This is a genomic window from Mycoplasmopsis pulmonis (genome assembly GCF_900660575.1).
In the GTDB taxonomy this organism is placed as follows: Bacteria; Bacillota_I; Bacilli_A; order Mycoplasmatales; family Metamycoplasmataceae; genus Mycoplasmopsis_B; species Mycoplasmopsis_B pulmonis.
On the sequence record NZ_LR215008.1, the window covers coordinates 676,098 to 692,150 of the forward strand.

At 29.1% G+C, this 16,053-nt stretch carries 26 protein-coding genes; 1 reads left to right on the forward strand and 25 read right to left on the reverse strand.

Annotation, left to right across the window (positions count from 1 at the left end):
• Nucleotides 1–52: 52 nt before the first annotated feature.
• The 25 genes from infA to EXC36_RS02935 all read right to left on the reverse strand — a co-directional run bounded on the left by infA (nucleotide 53) and on the right by EXC36_RS02935 (nucleotide 13,885).
• Nucleotides 53–271: a translation initiation factor IF-1 gene (infA, locus tag EXC36_RS02815; protein WP_129690365.1), complete on the reverse strand. Its 219-nt coding sequence runs from the start codon at nucleotides 269–271 to the stop codon at nucleotides 53–55.
• The gene (gene map / locus EXC36_RS02820) at nucleotides 271–1,020 is read right to left on the reverse strand and encodes a type I methionyl aminopeptidase (RefSeq protein WP_129690367.1); all 750 of its coding nucleotides are present in this window, start codon (nucleotides 1,018–1,020) and stop codon (nucleotides 271–273) included. The genes infA and map overlap by 1 nt, the downstream gene beginning before the upstream one ends.
• A complete protein-coding gene (locus tag EXC36_RS02825; protein WP_010925368.1) occupies nucleotides 1,020–1,664 on the reverse strand; it encodes an adenylate kinase family protein in 645 nt (214 codons plus the stop codon). The genes map and EXC36_RS02825 overlap by 1 nt, the downstream gene beginning before the upstream one ends.
• Nucleotides 1,658–3,082, reverse strand: a complete 1,425-nt coding sequence (gene secY, locus EXC36_RS02830) for a preprotein translocase subunit SecY (RefSeq protein ID WP_010925369.1) — start codon at nucleotides 3,080–3,082, stop codon at nucleotides 1,658–1,660. Before secY ends, EXC36_RS02825 begins: the two co-directional genes overlap by 7 nt.
• A 2-nt stretch (nucleotides 3,083–3,084) precedes the next feature.
• On the reverse strand, nucleotides 3,085–3,522 hold the full coding sequence (rplO, locus tag EXC36_RS02835) for a 50S ribosomal protein L15 (RefSeq protein WP_010925370.1): 438 nt from the start codon (nucleotides 3,520–3,522) through the stop codon (nucleotides 3,085–3,087).
• A 13-nt stretch (nucleotides 3,523–3,535) separates the two neighbouring features.
• The gene (gene rpsE, locus EXC36_RS02840; RefSeq protein WP_010925371.1) at nucleotides 3,536–4,225 is read right to left on the reverse strand and encodes a 30S ribosomal protein S5; all 690 of its coding nucleotides are present in this window, start codon (nucleotides 4,223–4,225) and stop codon (nucleotides 3,536–3,538) included.
• Complete coding sequence (gene rplR / locus EXC36_RS02845) at nucleotides 4,225–4,581, reverse strand: 50S ribosomal protein L18 (protein WP_010925372.1); 357 nt, start codon at nucleotides 4,579–4,581, stop codon at nucleotides 4,225–4,227. Before rplR ends, rpsE begins: the two co-directional genes overlap by 1 nt.
• A 12-nt stretch (nucleotides 4,582–4,593) precedes the next feature.
• On the reverse strand, nucleotides 4,594–5,133 hold the full coding sequence (rplF, locus tag EXC36_RS02850; protein WP_010925373.1) for a 50S ribosomal protein L6: 540 nt from the start codon (nucleotides 5,131–5,133) through the stop codon (nucleotides 4,594–4,596).
• 3 nt (nucleotides 5,134–5,136) lie between these two features.
• Nucleotides 5,137–5,535 carry a 30S ribosomal protein S8 gene (rpsH, locus tag EXC36_RS02855; RefSeq protein WP_010925374.1) on the reverse strand — a complete coding sequence of 133 codons (399 nt, stop codon included), beginning with the start codon at nucleotides 5,533–5,535 and terminating at the stop codon, nucleotides 5,137–5,139.
• Between the two features lie 3 nt (nucleotides 5,536–5,538).
• Nucleotides 5,539–5,724 (reverse strand): type Z 30S ribosomal protein S14, encoded by a 186-nt coding sequence (locus tag EXC36_RS02860; protein ID WP_010925375.1) that lies wholly within the window; start codon nucleotides 5,722–5,724, stop codon nucleotides 5,539–5,541.
• 9 nt (nucleotides 5,725–5,733) lie between these two features.
• Nucleotides 5,734–6,279, reverse strand: coding sequence for a 50S ribosomal protein L5 (gene rplE / locus EXC36_RS02865; RefSeq protein ID WP_010925376.1), 546 nt, complete (start codon nucleotides 6,277–6,279; stop codon nucleotides 5,734–5,736).
• A gap of 2 nt (nucleotides 6,280–6,281) precedes the next feature.
• Nucleotides 6,282–6,608: a 50S ribosomal protein L24 gene (gene rplX, locus EXC36_RS02870; RefSeq protein WP_010925377.1), complete on the reverse strand. Its 327-nt coding sequence runs from the start codon at nucleotides 6,606–6,608 to the stop codon at nucleotides 6,282–6,284.
• Between the two features lie 10 nt (nucleotides 6,609–6,618).
• Complete coding sequence (gene rplN / locus EXC36_RS02875) at nucleotides 6,619–6,987, reverse strand: 50S ribosomal protein L14 (protein ID WP_129690369.1); 369 nt, start codon at nucleotides 6,985–6,987, stop codon at nucleotides 6,619–6,621.
• A gap of 1 nt (nucleotide 6,988) precedes the next feature.
• Nucleotides 6,989–7,255 carry a 30S ribosomal protein S17 gene (rpsQ, locus tag EXC36_RS02880; protein ID WP_010925379.1) on the reverse strand — a complete coding sequence of 89 codons (267 nt, stop codon included), beginning with the start codon at nucleotides 7,253–7,255 and terminating at the stop codon, nucleotides 6,989–6,991.
• Nucleotides 7,255–7,452 (reverse strand): 50S ribosomal protein L29, encoded by a 198-nt coding sequence (gene rpmC / locus EXC36_RS02885; RefSeq protein WP_010925380.1) that lies wholly within the window; start codon nucleotides 7,450–7,452, stop codon nucleotides 7,255–7,257. The genes rpsQ and rpmC overlap by 1 nt, the downstream gene beginning before the upstream one ends.
• Nucleotide 7,453: 1 nt before the next feature.
• The gene (rplP, locus tag EXC36_RS02890) at nucleotides 7,454–7,882 is read right to left on the reverse strand and encodes a 50S ribosomal protein L16 (RefSeq protein ID WP_010925381.1); all 429 of its coding nucleotides are present in this window, start codon (nucleotides 7,880–7,882) and stop codon (nucleotides 7,454–7,456) included.
• On the reverse strand, nucleotides 7,882–8,535 hold the full coding sequence (rpsC, locus tag EXC36_RS02895) for a 30S ribosomal protein S3 (RefSeq protein WP_010925382.1): 654 nt from the start codon (nucleotides 8,533–8,535) through the stop codon (nucleotides 7,882–7,884). Before rpsC ends, rplP begins: the two co-directional genes overlap by 1 nt.
• A gap of 9 nt (nucleotides 8,536–8,544) precedes the next feature.
• Entirely contained in the window at nucleotides 8,545–8,877 is a 333-nt protein-coding gene (gene rplV / locus EXC36_RS02900; protein ID WP_010925384.1) for a 50S ribosomal protein L22, read from the reverse strand.
• Nucleotides 8,877–9,152: a 30S ribosomal protein S19 gene (gene rpsS, locus EXC36_RS02905; RefSeq protein ID WP_010925385.1), complete on the reverse strand. Its 276-nt coding sequence runs from the start codon at nucleotides 9,150–9,152 to the stop codon at nucleotides 8,877–8,879. The genes rplV and rpsS overlap by 1 nt, the downstream gene beginning before the upstream one ends.
• Complete coding sequence (rplB, locus tag EXC36_RS02910) at nucleotides 9,152–9,997, reverse strand: 50S ribosomal protein L2 (RefSeq protein WP_010925386.1); 846 nt, start codon at nucleotides 9,995–9,997, stop codon at nucleotides 9,152–9,154. Before rplB ends, rpsS begins: the two co-directional genes overlap by 1 nt.
• 71 nt (nucleotides 9,998–10,068) lie before the next feature.
• Nucleotides 10,069–10,533 carry a 50S ribosomal protein L23 gene (gene rplW, locus EXC36_RS02915; RefSeq protein ID WP_010925387.1) on the reverse strand — a complete coding sequence of 155 codons (465 nt, stop codon included), beginning with the start codon at nucleotides 10,531–10,533 and terminating at the stop codon, nucleotides 10,069–10,071.
• Nucleotides 10,533–11,411 carry a 50S ribosomal protein L4 gene (rplD, locus tag EXC36_RS02920; RefSeq protein ID WP_010925388.1) on the reverse strand — a complete coding sequence of 293 codons (879 nt, stop codon included), beginning with the start codon at nucleotides 11,409–11,411 and terminating at the stop codon, nucleotides 10,533–10,535. Before rplD ends, rplW begins: the two co-directional genes overlap by 1 nt.
• Before the next feature lie 2 nt (nucleotides 11,412–11,413).
• Nucleotides 11,414–12,214, reverse strand: coding sequence for a 50S ribosomal protein L3 (gene rplC, locus EXC36_RS02925; protein WP_010925390.1), 801 nt, complete (start codon nucleotides 12,212–12,214; stop codon nucleotides 11,414–11,416).
• A 118-nt stretch (nucleotides 12,215–12,332) separates the two neighbouring features.
• Nucleotides 12,333–12,644: a 30S ribosomal protein S10 gene (rpsJ, locus tag EXC36_RS02930; protein ID WP_010925391.1), complete on the reverse strand. Its 312-nt coding sequence runs from the start codon at nucleotides 12,642–12,644 to the stop codon at nucleotides 12,333–12,335.
• A gap of 353 nt (nucleotides 12,645–12,997) precedes the next feature.
• Nucleotides 12,998–13,885, reverse strand: coding sequence for an MPN527 family putative ECF transporter permease subunit (locus EXC36_RS02935; RefSeq protein WP_010925392.1), 888 nt, complete (start codon nucleotides 13,883–13,885; stop codon nucleotides 12,998–13,000).
• Between the two features lie 1,100 nt (nucleotides 13,886–14,985).
• On the opposite strand from EXC36_RS02935, the gene EXC36_RS02940 reads away from it, so the two are divergent.
• Nucleotides 14,986–16,041 carry a phospho-furanose lactonase gene (locus EXC36_RS02940; protein ID WP_010925394.1) on the forward strand — a complete coding sequence of 352 codons (1,056 nt, stop codon included), beginning with the start codon at nucleotides 14,986–14,988 and terminating at the stop codon, nucleotides 16,039–16,041.
• Nucleotides 16,042–16,053 lie beyond the last annotated feature (12 nt).

Sequence of the window (16,053 nt, forward strand, 5' to 3'; positions counted from 1 at the left end):
ATATAGCTAAAGGACTTTTAAAGTTCTTTAGTTTTTATCTTAATTAAAAGATTTATTTGTGTCTATATGTAATGCGGCCATTAGAAAGATCATGTGGGGAAATTTCCACATCAACTATGTCTCCTGGCAAAATTCTAATTTTGTGAATTCTCATTTTACCAGAGATATGACCTTTTATGATTACTTTATTTTCAAGAAGTTCAAGTTCATATTTGTTTGTTGAAAACATCTTTAAAACTTTAGCTTGCATTTTTATTGACTTATCTGACATTAGATATCCTTTGTTAAAACAATTGCTTTTCAGTCTTGAATCAAGACAGTATGTTCATAGTGTGATGATTTTAACCCTGATTTTGCAACAACTGTTCAATTATCTTCTTTTGTATAGACTTGAGGAGATTTTTGTAAAATCATCGGTTCAATACAAATAACCATATTATTTCTAATTTTCATTCCAGAGCCTCTTGGAGCTCTATTAAAGACATAGGGACTCTCATGCAAAGCGCTGCCAATTCCATGTCCTGAGTATTCTCTAGGAGTAAAGACTTTTTGAGAGTCTAAATATTTTCCTATAGCATAGCCAATATCACCAATGGTTGCTCCTTTTTTAATGGCTTTAATACCTTTTTCGAAGGCAACTTTGGCAACATTAATTAAAAAAGCGTTTTCTTCATTTTCTGGTGAAAGGCTTTTGCTAAAGGCTGAATCAGAATAGTAGCCCTTGTAGATAACTCCAATGTCAATGGAAATTAAATCATCTTCTTTTAGCACTCTTTCATTTGGAATGCCGTGAATCAATTCTTCATTTAAAGAGGCACATATTGTAGCTGGAAAACCCATATAACCTTTAAAGGCTGGTTTTGCTCCTCTTTTGACAATTTCTTTAAAAGCAATTGAATCAAGTTCTTTTAAAGAAACCCCTGGTCTTATAAGGTCATAGATAACTTTTTTAACCTCTGCCAAGATTTGACAAGATTTTTTGATTAGTTCAATTTCTTGCTGTGTTTTAACCAAAGCCATTATAAACTCACTTTTTGTTCTAATTCTTTTAGAATTTCTTCTCTATCTTTGGAAGCGTCAATTTCAACTAGAATGCCAAGTTCTTTGAAATATTTTTTTAAAGAATTAGTTTGCTTTTCATAAATTTCAAGTCGTTTGATAATTGAAGATTCTTGATCATCTTTTCTTTGAATTAGCTCGCTTTGATCAATTTCACATTTTGTATCAAGTTTTGATTTTTTAAAGTAAATGTGATATTGAGCATTACAACTAGGACATATTCTTCTTCCACTAAGTCTTTTTAGAATAATTTCACTAGGAGCTTCTAAAAATCAAACACTATATTCTTGAGCTTTATTTAAACTAAAAAGAAACTCAATTTGGTTTAGCGTTCTAGGATAGCCATCTAAGATGTAACTTTTTTGCTCTTTTTCGAGATCTGCTAAGGTTTTTTTAACAATTTCATTAGTAATTGAATCAGGAACATATCCCCCTGATTCAACTATTTCTTTAAGTTTTATTCCTAGCTCTGAATTAGAGGCTATTTGTGATCTAAAAATATTTCCTGTGGAAATGTGCTCAAAGCCATATTTTTGAGAAACTAGAGAAGCCAGAGTTCCCTTACCTACTCCTGGAGGGCCAAAAACTATAAATCTTTTTATCATAAAACTCCTGAGTTATCTAGCTTGTCTTGTTTTTTAGAAATAGCTTTTTGAGTAACTTTCTTCATGTTTGAAAGTTTGTTTGCCTTTAGTCTTGCTTTAATTTGATCAATTGTCTCAAGAGAAACAGAAACTAAAATCATCATACTAGTTCCACCAAAGCTAATGGCAGCTGGCATTCCGGCCATTTGCATTATATATTGAATTGAAACTAAAATTGAAAGATAAAAAGCTGAGAAAGTAGAGAGTCTTAAAACTACATCAATTAAGTAATTTTCAGTTTGATCCCCTGGTCTTAGTCCTGGAATAAAAGTACCACTTTTGTTAAAATCTTCACTAATTTTGTCGATTTTAGATTGTTGCAGTCCCATAAAGATTGAGAAAATAAAAGTAATAATTATTAATAAACTAAATCCAATAGGGTGGGTAAAGGCTAGATGTCTTTCAATTCAAAGCCTTACTAAAGAAGTGCTTCTATCTAAAAGTCCAGCAATTAAAAGTGGAAAGGAAATGACAATCATTGAAAAAATGACAGGCATTATTCCAGCTGGGTTAACCTTAATTGGTAAAGATCCCATTTCTTTTATGTTTTTACTTAGACCAGCTCCAGTTTGTTGAATTGGAATTCTTCTTTCAGCTAGATAAACAAAAACTATAATAACAATTAAAAGTAAATAACCAAATAAATACAACAAAAAATGAATTAGACCAGTAAAAAGAGTGGTTTTATTAGTTCCAACCAAAACATTAAAGGCCGCTCTAAATTGAGAAGGAAGACTAAGAGATATTCCTGAAAAAATAATTAAACTTGTTCCATTTCCAATACCTTTATCAGTAATTTGCTCTGATAAAAATAGAGTAAAAAGAGAACCTGCCACTAAGATAAGAGGAAGTAAAACATAAATGTTGGCAATTGTTTTGAACTCTTGATCAATTGAGATAAATCCATTTTCTCGAGAGAGAGTCTGAGTTAAAACAATGGCTTGAGGAAAGGCAAAAACCAAAGTTAAAAGCCTAGTGATAACATTAATTTTTTTTCTTCCAAGCGGTCCTGATTGAGACATTTTTTGAATTGGAGGAAAGAGTTTAGACTGTAAAATTGTCATAATCAAAGAGGCTGTAATAAAGGGGTTAATCCCTAATGAGACAATTGAAAATTGTCTTAGACCTCCACCACCTACTATGTTTAAAATACCAAAAAATGCTGATTGATTTAATTGTGAGGCATTAACAATTTTCACAAAAGGTGCTGTAATTGTTCCAGCTACAATAAAGATGGTAATTAAAAATAGTGTAAAAATTAATTTTCTAACCAATTCCTTTGTTGATCAAAAATCTGTCCACTTATGTTTAAATGACAAAAATTTTTCAGAAATAAACAAAGAAAAGGATCCAAAATATTTTCCAAATCCTTTTTTCATTTTTATAATACCTCTACTTTTCCTCCAAGCGATTCAACTGCTTGAATCGCACTTTGGCTAGCAGAGTGAACATGGATAGTTAACTTTTTGGTTAATTTTCCATTAGCCAATAATTTAACAGGCAAAGTTCTTTTAGTAACTAAGCGCTTTTCATAGATTTTTTCTAAATCTACAACTTCGTTTTCCAAAAAGTGTTTTTCAAGAGCTTCAAGTGAAAGGGGTTGGTATTCAATGTGGTTAATATTTTTAAAACCTCTTTTTGGAAGTCTTCTAAATCAAGGATTTTGTCCACCTTCAAAACCTAATCTAACTTTAGATCTTTTTCTTTGACCAGACTGTCCTTTACCAGCTTGTTTACCTTTACCAGCTGCATGACCTCTACCTTTACGGTGTTTTTCTTTTCTTGAGCCTGGTGTTGATTTCAATGAATGTAATTCCATTTTTATCCCCTTTTTAACTTATTATATCTTGGACTTTAAGACCTCTTAAAGCCGCAATTTCTTCAACTGTTCTCATTTTTTTAAGAGTTTCTACAGTTGCTTTAACAGTGTTCATTTTAGTTCTTGAACCATAACTTTTTGCATAAATATCAGTGTAGCCAGCTAATTCCATAACGGCTCTGACAGCTCCTGAGGCAATGATTCCTTTTCCTTTAGGAGCTGATTTAATAATAACTTTTGAAGATAAGAATTTTCCGCTCATTTCATGAGGAACTGTTGATTCATTAATGATTGGAACTGTAATTAAGTGATTTTGTGCATCTTTAATAGCTTTTTTGATTGCATCAGGAACTTCGTTTGCTTTACCGTGGCCATAACCTACTTTACCTTTTTTGTTTCCCACAACTACAAAAGCTGAAAATGAGAATCTTCTTCCACCTTTAACAACTTTTGTAACTCTAGCAATGTCAACAATTTTTTCGCTAAATTCAGTTTTTGGCTTGCTAATAACTTTTTTAACTTTTCTTCTAGCTTTGAAATTGCCCTCATTTTTGCTTTGAGACTCTTCAGTTACAACTTCCATTTCATCATCTTTTTTGATAATTTCCTTAGTTGCTTTAGCTTCTTTTTTTCAGGCTAAATTTGATTTTTCTTCTTTTTTAAAAGATGAGCTATCAAATTTTTTGTTTTTCTCTTTTTCCATTAAAATTCAATCCCTTCTGAACGCAATGCTTCTGCAAAAGCTTTAACTCGACCATGATATAGATAACCAGAACGGTCAAAAACGATTTTTGAAACATTTTTTTCTTTAATCATTTTTGCAAATTTAAGACCTAATTCATGAGCTGATTTGATGTTTCCGTGATATTCTTTTGAACCTTTTTTAGCTGTGGTGATTCCTACAATAGTAATGCTTTTACTATCATCTATTAATTGAGCAGAAAAGTTCATATGTGATCTAAAAACTGATAGTCTAGGACGCTCAGCTGTTCCAGTGATTTTAGTTCTAATTTTAAGATTTTTTGCTTTTCTAGCTTGATTTCTTGATAATTTTGCCATAACAATTTATGCTTATTTAGAAGCTTTTTTCCCTTCTTTTCTTCTCAATTTCTCGTCTTTATATTGAATACCTTTACCAGAATATACACTTGGAGGTCTAACTCCTCTAACTTTGGCAGCAAATTCACCTACAACTTGTTTGTCAATACCAGATATTATAATATTAACTGGCTTTGGAACTTCAACTTTTAAGTCTTTAGGAATAACAAGACTTACAGGATGTGAATAACCAGCTGCTAGTTCTAAATTTTGACCTTTAAGAGTTGCTTTATATCCAACCCCTTCAATTTTAAGTTCTTTTTTGAACCCTTCAGAAACACCTTTGACCATATTTGCAATTAAAGCATTTGTTGTACCATGAAGTTGTTTTGTTGGTTTAAGTTCATTAAGTCTTTCAACACTAATTTGATTGTTTTCGTGTTTGATATTTACAAAAGGAGAAAACAATCTAGAAAGACTACCTAATTTACCTTTAACTTCAAAAAAACTTCCATCAATTTTAACTTCTGTTCCACTAGGAATTTGAATAATTCTTTTACCGACTCTAGACATATTCTATCAAATGTAGGCAATAACCTCGCCACCTACATTTTCCTTTCTTGCTTCTTTATCTGTCAAAATACCCTTAGAAGTTGAAATTATTGCAATACCATAACCTGATAAAACTGAAGGAATGTTTGAAGCTGTTGTATATACTCTTAGACCAGGTTTTGAAATTCTCTTAAGATCAAAAATTGCACTTGTGTTTCCTTTGTATTTTAGAGTAATTAAAATTTTCTTTTCAATTCCCTGACCTACAATTTCATAGCCACTAATGTAACCTTCTTTTTTAATGATTTCAACAATTTTTAATTTTTTATTTGAAAAAGGTATGTTAACGCTTTTGTGTTTTCTTTTTGTTGCGTTTTTTATTCTAGTTAACATATCTGCTATTGGATCTGTAATAATAGACATAATCTATCAACTCGCTTTCTTAAGACCTGGTATTTTTCCTTCATGGGCTAATTTTCTAAAACATATACGGCAGATTTCAAATTTTCTTAAAACAGCATGTGGACGACCACATAGTTGACATCTTGTATATGCTCTTGTTGAGAATTTTGCTACTCTAGCAGCTTTGACTTTTAATGATTTTTTTGCCATATATTTCCTTTATTTTTCAACCTTTGCAAATGGAATTCCAATACCTTCTAAAAGTGCTCTTGCTTCTTTGTTGGTTTTAGCTGAAGTTACAATAATTACATCCAAACCTTTAATTTTTCTAATTTTGTCAAATTCAATTTCTGGGAAAATAATTTGCTCTTTTATTCCTAGTGAGTAGTTTCCTCTACCGTCAAAAGCTTTTGGACTAACTCCTCTAAAATCTCTAATCCTTGGCATAGCAATGTTGATTAGTTTATTTAAGAAAATTCACATGTTTTTTGATCTTAGAGTAACTTTACCACCCATTGGCATTCCTTCTCTTAGTTTTCAAGAAGCCAAAGATTTTTTAGCAACAGTTTGATAAGGTTTTTGTCCTGAAATTAAAGTTAGCTCATTAATAACTTCTTCAATTGCTTTAGCATTTGTTACTTCTTTTCCAGCTGTCATATTCAAAATAACTTTTTCAATTCTAGGTATTTCCATAGACGAAGAGTAATTAAATTGTTTTTGTAAATTTGACTTTACTTCTTTTAAATATTTTTCTTTTAAAATCACAACTAAATTACCTTTCCTGTTTTTCTAGCAATTCTAACTTTTTTGTCTTTTCTTTTTTCATAAGAAATTTTGCTAGCAATTCCACTTTTATCTTTTGGTCCACTTTTATGAACATAAGCTACATTTGAAATATGAATTGGAGCTTCAAAGTTTTGAATTGAACCCTCTGAATTAGATTGAGAAGGTTTTACATGTTTGGTTACAACATTTACACCTTTGACTTGAACTCTTTGCTGTTTTGGTAAAACTTTTAAAATTGTTCCTTTTGTTCCTTTGTATGAACCGGCAATAACAATAACTTCATCATTTTTTCTTAATTTTGTTTTCATAATTATCTTCCTACAACACCTCAGGAGCTAAAGAAACGATTTTTAAATATCCTTTTTCTCTTAACTCTCTTGCAACAGGACCAAAAACCCTTGTTCCTCTTGGACTTTTATCTTCTTTAATTATTACCACAGCGTTGTCATCAAAAGAAACATGTTGACCATTTTCTCTTTTAATTCCATATTTTGTTCTTACAATTACCGCTTTAACTACTTGACCTTTTTTAACAATTCCATTTGGAATAGCTTTTTTAACAGAACAAACAACAACATCACCAATATTTGAACTTTTTTTAACTGATCCACCTAAGTTTCTAATAATTCCAACTTCTTTAGCCCCTGAGTTATCTGCAACTTTGGCAACTGATAATTCTTGTAACATACTAATTACCTTCCTTTGCAAGTTCAATAATTTTGTCTAGTCTAAATTTTTTGGTCTTAGAAATTGGTCTTGTTTCAATAATTTTGACAATGTCACCAATTTTAGCTTTGTTTTGTTCATCATGAGCTGCAAATCTCTTTGTTTTTTTGAATCTTTTTGAGTAAATTGGGTGTTTTTTATAAATATCAACTGCAACAATAATAGTCTTGTCATTAACTGAAGAAACAACAGATCCAACTAGTGCTTTTCTTGTATTGATTCTTTCCATTATTGTGCTCCTCTATTTTTTTGACTTAGTGCTGTTAAGACTTTAGCAATGTCTTGTCTTACCATTTTAATTTTGTGTGTTTGATCTAATTGTCCTGTTGAGTTTTGAAATCTTAAAGTAAATAATTCAGCTTTTAGATCATTTACCATTTGTTCTAATTCAGCAACTGGTTTAACATTTATATCTTTAAATTTCATCTTAAATTACCTCTTCTTTAGGGCTGGCCTCAACAATTCTTCATTTAACAGGTAATTTGTGTCCAGCTAATCTTAGAGCATCTTTGGCAACTTCAGGTTTTATTCCAGAAACTTCAAACATCATTGTTTGTCTTTTAACTACTGAATATCATTTTTCAGGAGAACCTTTTCCTGAACCCATTCTTACTCCAATTGGTTTTGATGTTTTAGATAAGTGAGGGAAGATTCTAATAATAACTTGTCCTTCACGACCCATTCTTCTTGTAGCTGCAATCCTTGCTGATTCAATTTGTCGTGCTGTAATTCATGCACTTGTTGTAGCTTGAAGACCATATTCACCAAAAGAAACTTTGTTACCTTTAAAGGCATCTTTTTTATCGTGTCTAATTCTAAACATTTTTCTATGTTTAGTTCTTTTTGGTTGAAGCATTATTGTTTACCTCCGTCTAAAATTTCCCCTAGTGAAACTCAAACTTTAATTCCAATTGCTCCATAAGTAGTTCTAGCAGTAGCTTGTGCATAGTCAACTTTTTGTCTTAGGGTATGAAGTTTCATCTCACCCTCAGTGTAACCTTCTGTTCTAGCCATATCAACTCCATTTAAACGTCCTGATACAGCAGTTTTAATTCCTTTAGCCCCTGCTTTTAGAGAATTTCTAATTGCAAATTTTTGAGCAATTCTAAATGGTTTACGATTTTCCAAATCAACTGCAATTTGTTCAGCTAACAAACGTGCATTTAATTCAGGTTGGTCAATGTTAATTACATCAATTTTGATGTCTTTGTTTTTTTGTCTTAAAAATTTTTGTAAAGATGCAGTTAATGTTTGGATGTTTTTACCTTCTTGTCCTAACATAGCACCTCTTTTGGCACTATGAACTCCAACGAAAACTCTTCCTTTTTGATCTCTTTTAATTTCAACTTTTCCAATTAAGTATTGTCTAACTAGTTTTTCAAAAAACTGGTGAATTTTTTGGTCTTCTAATAAAAATTTACTAAAGTCTTTTTTCTCTGCATATCAAATAGCATTGTGTTGCTTTGTAATTCCGTATCTAAAACCATTTGGATTGACTTTTTGTCCCATTAATTTCTCCTATCTTTCGCTTACCATTACTGATAAATGTGATGTTCTTTTTAAAATTCTAGTTGCTCTACCTTGTGAGTGAGGTTGAAATCTTTTTAGAGTTGGTCCTTCATTAACCATAACATTTGAAACATAAAGTTTTGAAGCATCAAGTCCATGATTGTTAACAGCATTTGAAATAGCTGAGTTTAAAATTTTTAGAAAAATTGGCGCTGATTTTTTATTAGTGTTTTTTAAAATTGAAATAGCATTTGCAGTTGATTGGTGTCTAAATAAATTTGCCACTAATGAAGCTTTTTTTGAACTTACTCTAACTGTTTTTAATAGTGCTCTTACTTCCATTATTTTTTCTTCCTTTTATCTTCACCATGACCACCAAAAGTTCTTGTAGGTGCAAATTCACCTAATTTGTGACCTACCATGTCATCAGTTACAAAAACATCTATAAAATTTTTACCATTATGAACTTGGAAAGTTAAATTAACAAAATCTGGAAATATTGTTGATCTTCTTGACCATGTTTTAATTGGTTTTCTACTTTTTGATTCAATTGCTTTTTCAACTTTTTTAAGCAAATGTTCATCTGCAAAAGGCCCTTTTTTTAACGATCTAGCCATTATTTACTTTCCTTTCTTCTTCTTATAATTAATTTAGTAGATGATTTTTTGTTATCTCTTGTTTTAACACCCAAGGCTTTTTTACCTCAAGGAGTTAAAGGAGCTTTACGACCAATTGGTTGTTTACCTTCTCCTCCACCATGTGGGTGGTCAATTGGGTTCATAACTGATCCTCTAACTGTTGGTCTTATACCTTTGTGTCTATTTCTTCCAGCTTTACCAATGTTAACTAGTGAGTGCTCTTCATTTCCAACGATTCCAATTGTAGCTCTACATTTTGCAAAAACTTTTCTAACCTCTCCTGATTTAAGTCTTATCAAAACATATTTTCCTGATTCTTCTTTACCTAAAATTTGAGCATATGAACCAGCTGATCTTGCTAGAATTCCTCCACCTTTTGGTTGAAGCTCAATGTTGTGAATGTTTGTTCCTTCAGGAATGTTAGCTAGTTCAAGGCTATTTCCCACAATAATATCAACATTTTCTCCTGAGACAATTCTTTGTCCGACTTTGATTCCTTTAGGAGATAAAATATATCTTTTTTCTCCATCTAAATAAGTAACTAAAGAAATGTTTGCTGATCTATTTGGATCATATTCAATTGTTTTTACAATTGCTTCAATGTTGTCTTTATTTCTTTTGAAGTCAACTAAACGGTAAAATCTTTTTTCTCTTCCACCTTTGTGTCTAGTTGTAATTACACCACGGTTGTTTCGCCCTGAATTTTTCTTTAAGATTTTCATCAATGATTTTTCAGGAGCATGGCCAGTTAAATTTGTCTTATAGTCAAGAATAGACATATTTCTAGTACCGTTGGTAGTAGGGTTTAATTTTCTAATTGCCATTGTTTTCCTTTCTGATTAAAAATAGTTTGGCGTTTTGTCTTTTAATCATTTTTTCTAAATAAGTTTTTTACTTACTTATCTGCAACTTTTCTAACTCTAATTTTTGGAGTTGAAGCACTTGTATTTGCTTTAGTTGATTTAATATTTTTTGCAGCTATTTTTTCTGCTGCTCTTTTTTCAGCATCGCTAGCTTTTTTAGTTTTAGCACTTTCAGCTTCAACTTCTTTAGTTTTTAGCTCTTGCTCAACGCTAGGATCTTGAGGAAATAGATTGATTGAATTTCCTTGTGCCAAATAAACATAGGCTTTTTTAACAGAGTTGGTAAATCCATTGAATCTTCCTACTCTTTTAGGTTTTTTATCAATGTTAATAATGCTTACTTTTTCAACTTTAACATTGAAGATAAATTCAACTGCTTTTTTAATTTCAATCTTATGAGTTTTTGGTGAAACTGCAAAGGTGTAAATTCCTTTTTCCATTAAACCATAAGTTTTTTCAGTTAGAATTGGATATTTAATAACTTCACTTAATAACATTATTTAATCAACCCTTCTAAATATTTAATATTTTCATTTGATAAAATCAATAAATCAGCTGCTACTAGATCTTCAATCATTAATGAGGTAACTTTGGTAACTTTTACATTTTTTAAGTTTCTAGCACTTAAGAAAATGTTTTTATCATCACTGACTAGTAATATTCTTTTTAAATTACTTGCATTGATTTTTCTAAGTTCTTCAACTAAGTCTTTAGTAGAAGGTTTTTCTAGTGAAAATGTTTTTAATAAAACTGAATTTGATTTTGCAAGAGCAAAAAGTGATGCCATTAGAGCGTTTAATCTTACTTTTTTGTTGATTGAAATTTTATAATTTCTATTAACACTTGGTCCAAAGGCTCTACCACCACCTACAAAAATAGGATTTCTTAGAGAACCAGCTCTAGCTTTACCTGTACCTTTTTGTTTTCAAGGTTTTTTACCTGTACCTGAAACTTCAGCTCTATTTTTTACTTTATGAGTACCTTGTCTTCTAGAAGCTCTTTCTGACAAAATACAATCAAAAATAGCTTGGTCATAGTTTTTTTCAAATTCAAATATTTTAGAATTTAATTCTTTAATATTGCTAAAGTCAGCTTTTTGAACATCCTTGCTTGAGCTTTCTCTTTTGATTGAAACTTTTTCAACATTTACTTTTTCTACTTTTTCAGTTTTTTCAACATTGATTTTTTCAGCTTTAGCACTTGTTTTAACACTAGCTTTTTTTGGTGTACTTTCAGCTTTGTCACTTACTTTTGTTTTAGGAGTTTTAGCTTTAAGAGCTGTTTTATCAGAAGTTTTTTCTTTAGTAGCTTTTGTTATTTTTGGAGCTTTTTCTTCTGTGCTTTTAGTTTTAGTTGTTTTTTTAACTTCAACCATGACTATTCTCCTTTTCCTTCTTGTTCTTCTTTAGCTTTTTCGATTAAGCTTTCCATTTCTTCAATTGACATATCATTTTTTAAGTTGATATTGTATTTTTTAGAAATTTCAAATAAGTGGTTTTTCTTTGCAACAATTTCCAAATCAACAAGTTTAACAGCTTCTTTAGATGGAATTTTTTTTGCACATTCTTTGATAACAACAAATCCTTTTTTAGGTCCAGGAACAGCTCCTTTAACTAATAGAATATTATTTTTAACATCAGTCATAATAACTTCTAGATTTTGAATTGTAACTTGTTCATGTCCAAGATGACCTGGCATTGTCATACCTTTAACAACTTTGTTTCCTGAAATATCTCCAAGAGAACCAGTTTGTCTAACAGGTTTGCTTCCTCCACCTCCACCGTGAGATTTTGGACCTATTTTTTGATTATGTCTTTTAATGGTTCCGGCAAATCCTTTACCTTTTGAAATACCAGTTACATCAACAAATTCTCCTGGAGTAAATATAGATACATCAACGTTTGATCCTAGTTCAAAACCTTGCATATCTCTAATTTCTTTTACAAATCTTTTTGGTGTAGTGTTTGCTTTTGCAAAATGCCCGATTTCAGGCTTTCTTTGTCTTGATTTTTTCTTGTCTTCAAGACTTAATTGGATCGCTTTGTAACCGTTTTTTTCATCGGTTAAAACATTAGAAACAATATTTGGTTTAACTTCAATTAGAGTAACTGGAATAACAATTCCATTGTCACTGAAAATTTGGGTCATACCAACTTTTCGTCCTAAAATTCCTTTCATAGTTTTCTCCTTAATAATAAATAGTTAATTTTAATAGGAATTTTTAAGCTCTTAAATTAATAATAAGACTTAAAAATTCATTAAATTTTGTCTTAGCAGTTTTATTAATTAATAATGACTACTTAACTTTAAATTCAACTTCAACACCAGCTGGCATTTCTGTTCTTTTTAAAATTTCGACAAATTTTGGACCTGGATTATTGAAAACAATAAATCTTTTATATGTTCTTCTTTCGAATTGCTCTCTTGATTTTTTGTTAACGTGAACAGATCTTAAGATTGTAAAAATTTCTCTTTTTGTTGGTAATGGTATTGGTCCACTATAGTCAATTTTTTCTTTTGAAGCTAAAATAAGCACTTTTTTAACAGCATCATCAACTAATTTGTGATCGAAGCTCTTAAATTTCATAGCTAGTTTTTCTTTTTTCATAGATAGTTGTCTCCTTTTGTTCTTAATGAACTAGACTCCTCATAAAAACCTGATAACCACGAACAACTTATTTTGGTGTATCAGCAACCTTATGTCTCAAAGTCAAGTTTCTTATCAATTATATACTAACTTAAAAAAATCCATTGCTTTTTTTTAAGAATTTTTTTAATAAAAAATAAGGAATTTTTTTGGCCTTTTCAAAGACAAAAAATTTCTTAAAATTACTCAAAAGCTCATCATAAATTTACTATTCAAGTTTTTGCTAAAAATTTAATTGCTTAGTAATATTAATGCTTTTTTTAAAAAAAGCTAAAAAATAAAATTGGATAGTTGATCCAATTTCAAAGTTTAAATTAAGCATTTCTTGATTTATAAATATATGATAAAAATACAACCAAAACAGAAGAAGTTATTGAAAAATTAATTAAGTTAAAAGCAATGTATAAACTATAACTTCCTGCAAAATAATTATTTATAAAGAAAAAGAAAGACTTAATTCCATCATATTTTTCAACAATTTCAACTAAGCTAACACTTTTGATGACTCTAAAAAGTTTAAAGTAAAGCAAATTAAACAAAAATGTATTTAAAGTTGAAATGAAAAGGGCTAAAAATATTGTTGTAAAAACTAAAATAGCAAGAATTTCAATTTTTTTCAGTTCATAGTAGTAATTAATGTAATAAAACTTGTTTAAAGTAAATTTAATTTTTTTTAAATGAGACTTTGTTTTAAATAAAATAAAAATGAATTTAAATAAGATATAAAAATTTAAAAACATTCAATTGGTTAACATATTAATAAAATTACCAAGCAAGGAAATATCAGTATAGCCACTTAAAAAGCTGGGGGCTATTAAAAATTTTAAGATCAAGTTTAAAAGAGCAAGACGATATCCAGAAATTGTATAAGTTGCAAAAATGAAAATTACTGAAATGTCAATTTCTAAAAAACCAAAAATTTTCATGTATTTTGAAAAAAATGTAAAAATCAAAACAAGTGAAAAAGTAATTGCTGAAAAAGAAATTCTAAAAATAATTCTATTTCCATAAAAAATATCTTTAGTTGATTGAAAAAGATTATTTTTTTCATTTTCTTTGACTTCTAATTTTTCTTTTTTTTCAGTTAAGTTCTTTAATTTTTTAACTATTCTTTGGTTTGGTAAATCAGAAGACTCGCTTAATAAAGAAAGCTTTGAAATCTTTTTTTCTAGATAGTTTTTATACAAAGAAATATTTTCCATATTTGATCCTAATACATATTCAAAATATTTATAATCAATATTTTATGTAAATATTCTCAAAATATATCAAAATTAATAATTTTTATTTATTGACAAAATATTTCTAGTAAAAAAAGATCCTCTTATTTTTATGGAAATAAAATATGAATTTCAATTTTATTTTTTCATAGTTTTTTCATCAACAAAAACTAAAACTTTCAAAGGCTTTGAAAGTAATAAAAAAAGAACAAAATTAATTGTTTATAAAAAAAATTATTTTAAATTTTGCTAAAAAATTTTGTGATTTTGTTCTAAATATTTTTTAGCAAAAAAAGTAAAAAGATATTTAAACCTTTTATTAAAATTGCCTTTACTTTTTTGTTCTAAAAATAGAGCTTTTTCAACCAATACTTTTTTTGACTCATCTTTAGTTATGAAAGTAACAAAGTATTCTAAATTTTTATAGAGTTTTTGAAAGACAACTTTCTATCAAAATAAGATTATTAATTTGCTTAATTTTTTGAGTCTATCTTTTTAACATAGTCAAATTTTTCCGTCATCTTATTTTTATATTTACTATTAAATAATATAAAGTAAATAAAAAGAAAATTGTAACTAAGCCTAATTTTAAATCATAGTTTTATAGCTTTATAAATTAACAACAACTATTAAAAAAGATAAATTAAATTTAGAAAATAAATATAAAGTTTTTAGTCTAACTTTTTTATAAATCATGATTATTTTTATTCGTTGATTTTTCGATTTATTCAAGCTTAATAATTTCAAATGAAAAAAGTTAATAAAGTAATCTTTGATTTTTATTTTTTTGTAAAAAATTTAACTTAAATTTTCTAAGCTTTTTTAGTCATTTAATCTACTTTAAATCAATTTTGAATAATAAGTTTTTACAAAAAAAGATCACTTGGACTAAATGAGCAATTTTTCTTGTCAAAAAGGTGAAAATCCAATTCATAAACAAGCTTTAGAGGCTTTGAATTAAATTTTCAACTTTGAAAATGATCTATAATTTTTATGTGAATTTTAAGGGGATAAGCGTGGAAAACTTGTGTCAAAAATTCACTAACAAAATGATTTAAATACAAATTTTATGGAGGTAAATTTTGAAAAATTTTGCAAGAACAGTATTAGGGGACATCGACCCGAAACAACTGGGGGTTGTTGATTGTCATGATCACTTAATTAAAAACTATGGTCCAGAAGCTCATGAACATCCAGATTTTATTATGCTCTCACCAAAAGCAGCAATTTTAGAAATGGAGGAATTTGTTGAAAAAGGGGGTAAAACTGTTGTAACAATGGATCCACCTAATGTGGGTAGAGATGTTATAAAAATGTTAGACATAGCTGATGAACTTAAAGGTAAAGCCAACATCATAATGGCTACTGGTTTTCATAAAGCAGCTTTTTATGATAAAGGATCTTCATGATTAGCACTTGCTCCAATTGAGGAAATTACAAAAATGATTGTAGCCGAAATTGAAGAAGGAATGGACATTTATAATTATAGTGGACCTGTTGTTAAAAGATCAAAAGCTAAAGCAGGGATTATTAAATCAGCAACTGGTTATGCTGCAATTGATCGTTTAGAATTAAAATCACTTGAAATTGCAGCACGTTCAAGCATTGAAACAGGAGCGCCAATTTTAGTCCATACCCAGTTAGGAACCATGGCCTATGAAGCTGCTCAACATTTAATTGATTTTGGAGTTAATCCAAGAAAAATTCAGCTTTCACATTTAAATAAAAATCCTGATCCTTACTACTATGAAAAAATTATTAGAGAACTAGGAGTTACTCTATGTTTTGACGGCCCAGATAGAGTTAAATACTACACAGACTCTACACTAGCTTTAAATATTAAACACTTAGTAGATAAGGGTTATCAAAAACATATCACTCTTTCATTAGATGCTGGAAGAATTTTATATCAAAGACACTATGGAATTGAAAAAGGTAAACAAACTTTTGGTTTAGGTTATCTTTTTGATAGATTTATCCCTTTAATGAAAGAGGTTGGTATTTCTCAAGATGCAATTGATGATATCTTGATTAATAACCCTAGAGAAATTTTAACTTTTGATAAACCAGGAAAATTTGATTTATCAAAAGTTAATCCTAGAGTTTTAAAACTAAAAGAAATTTTAAAAGTTGTTTAAAATTTAATTTTT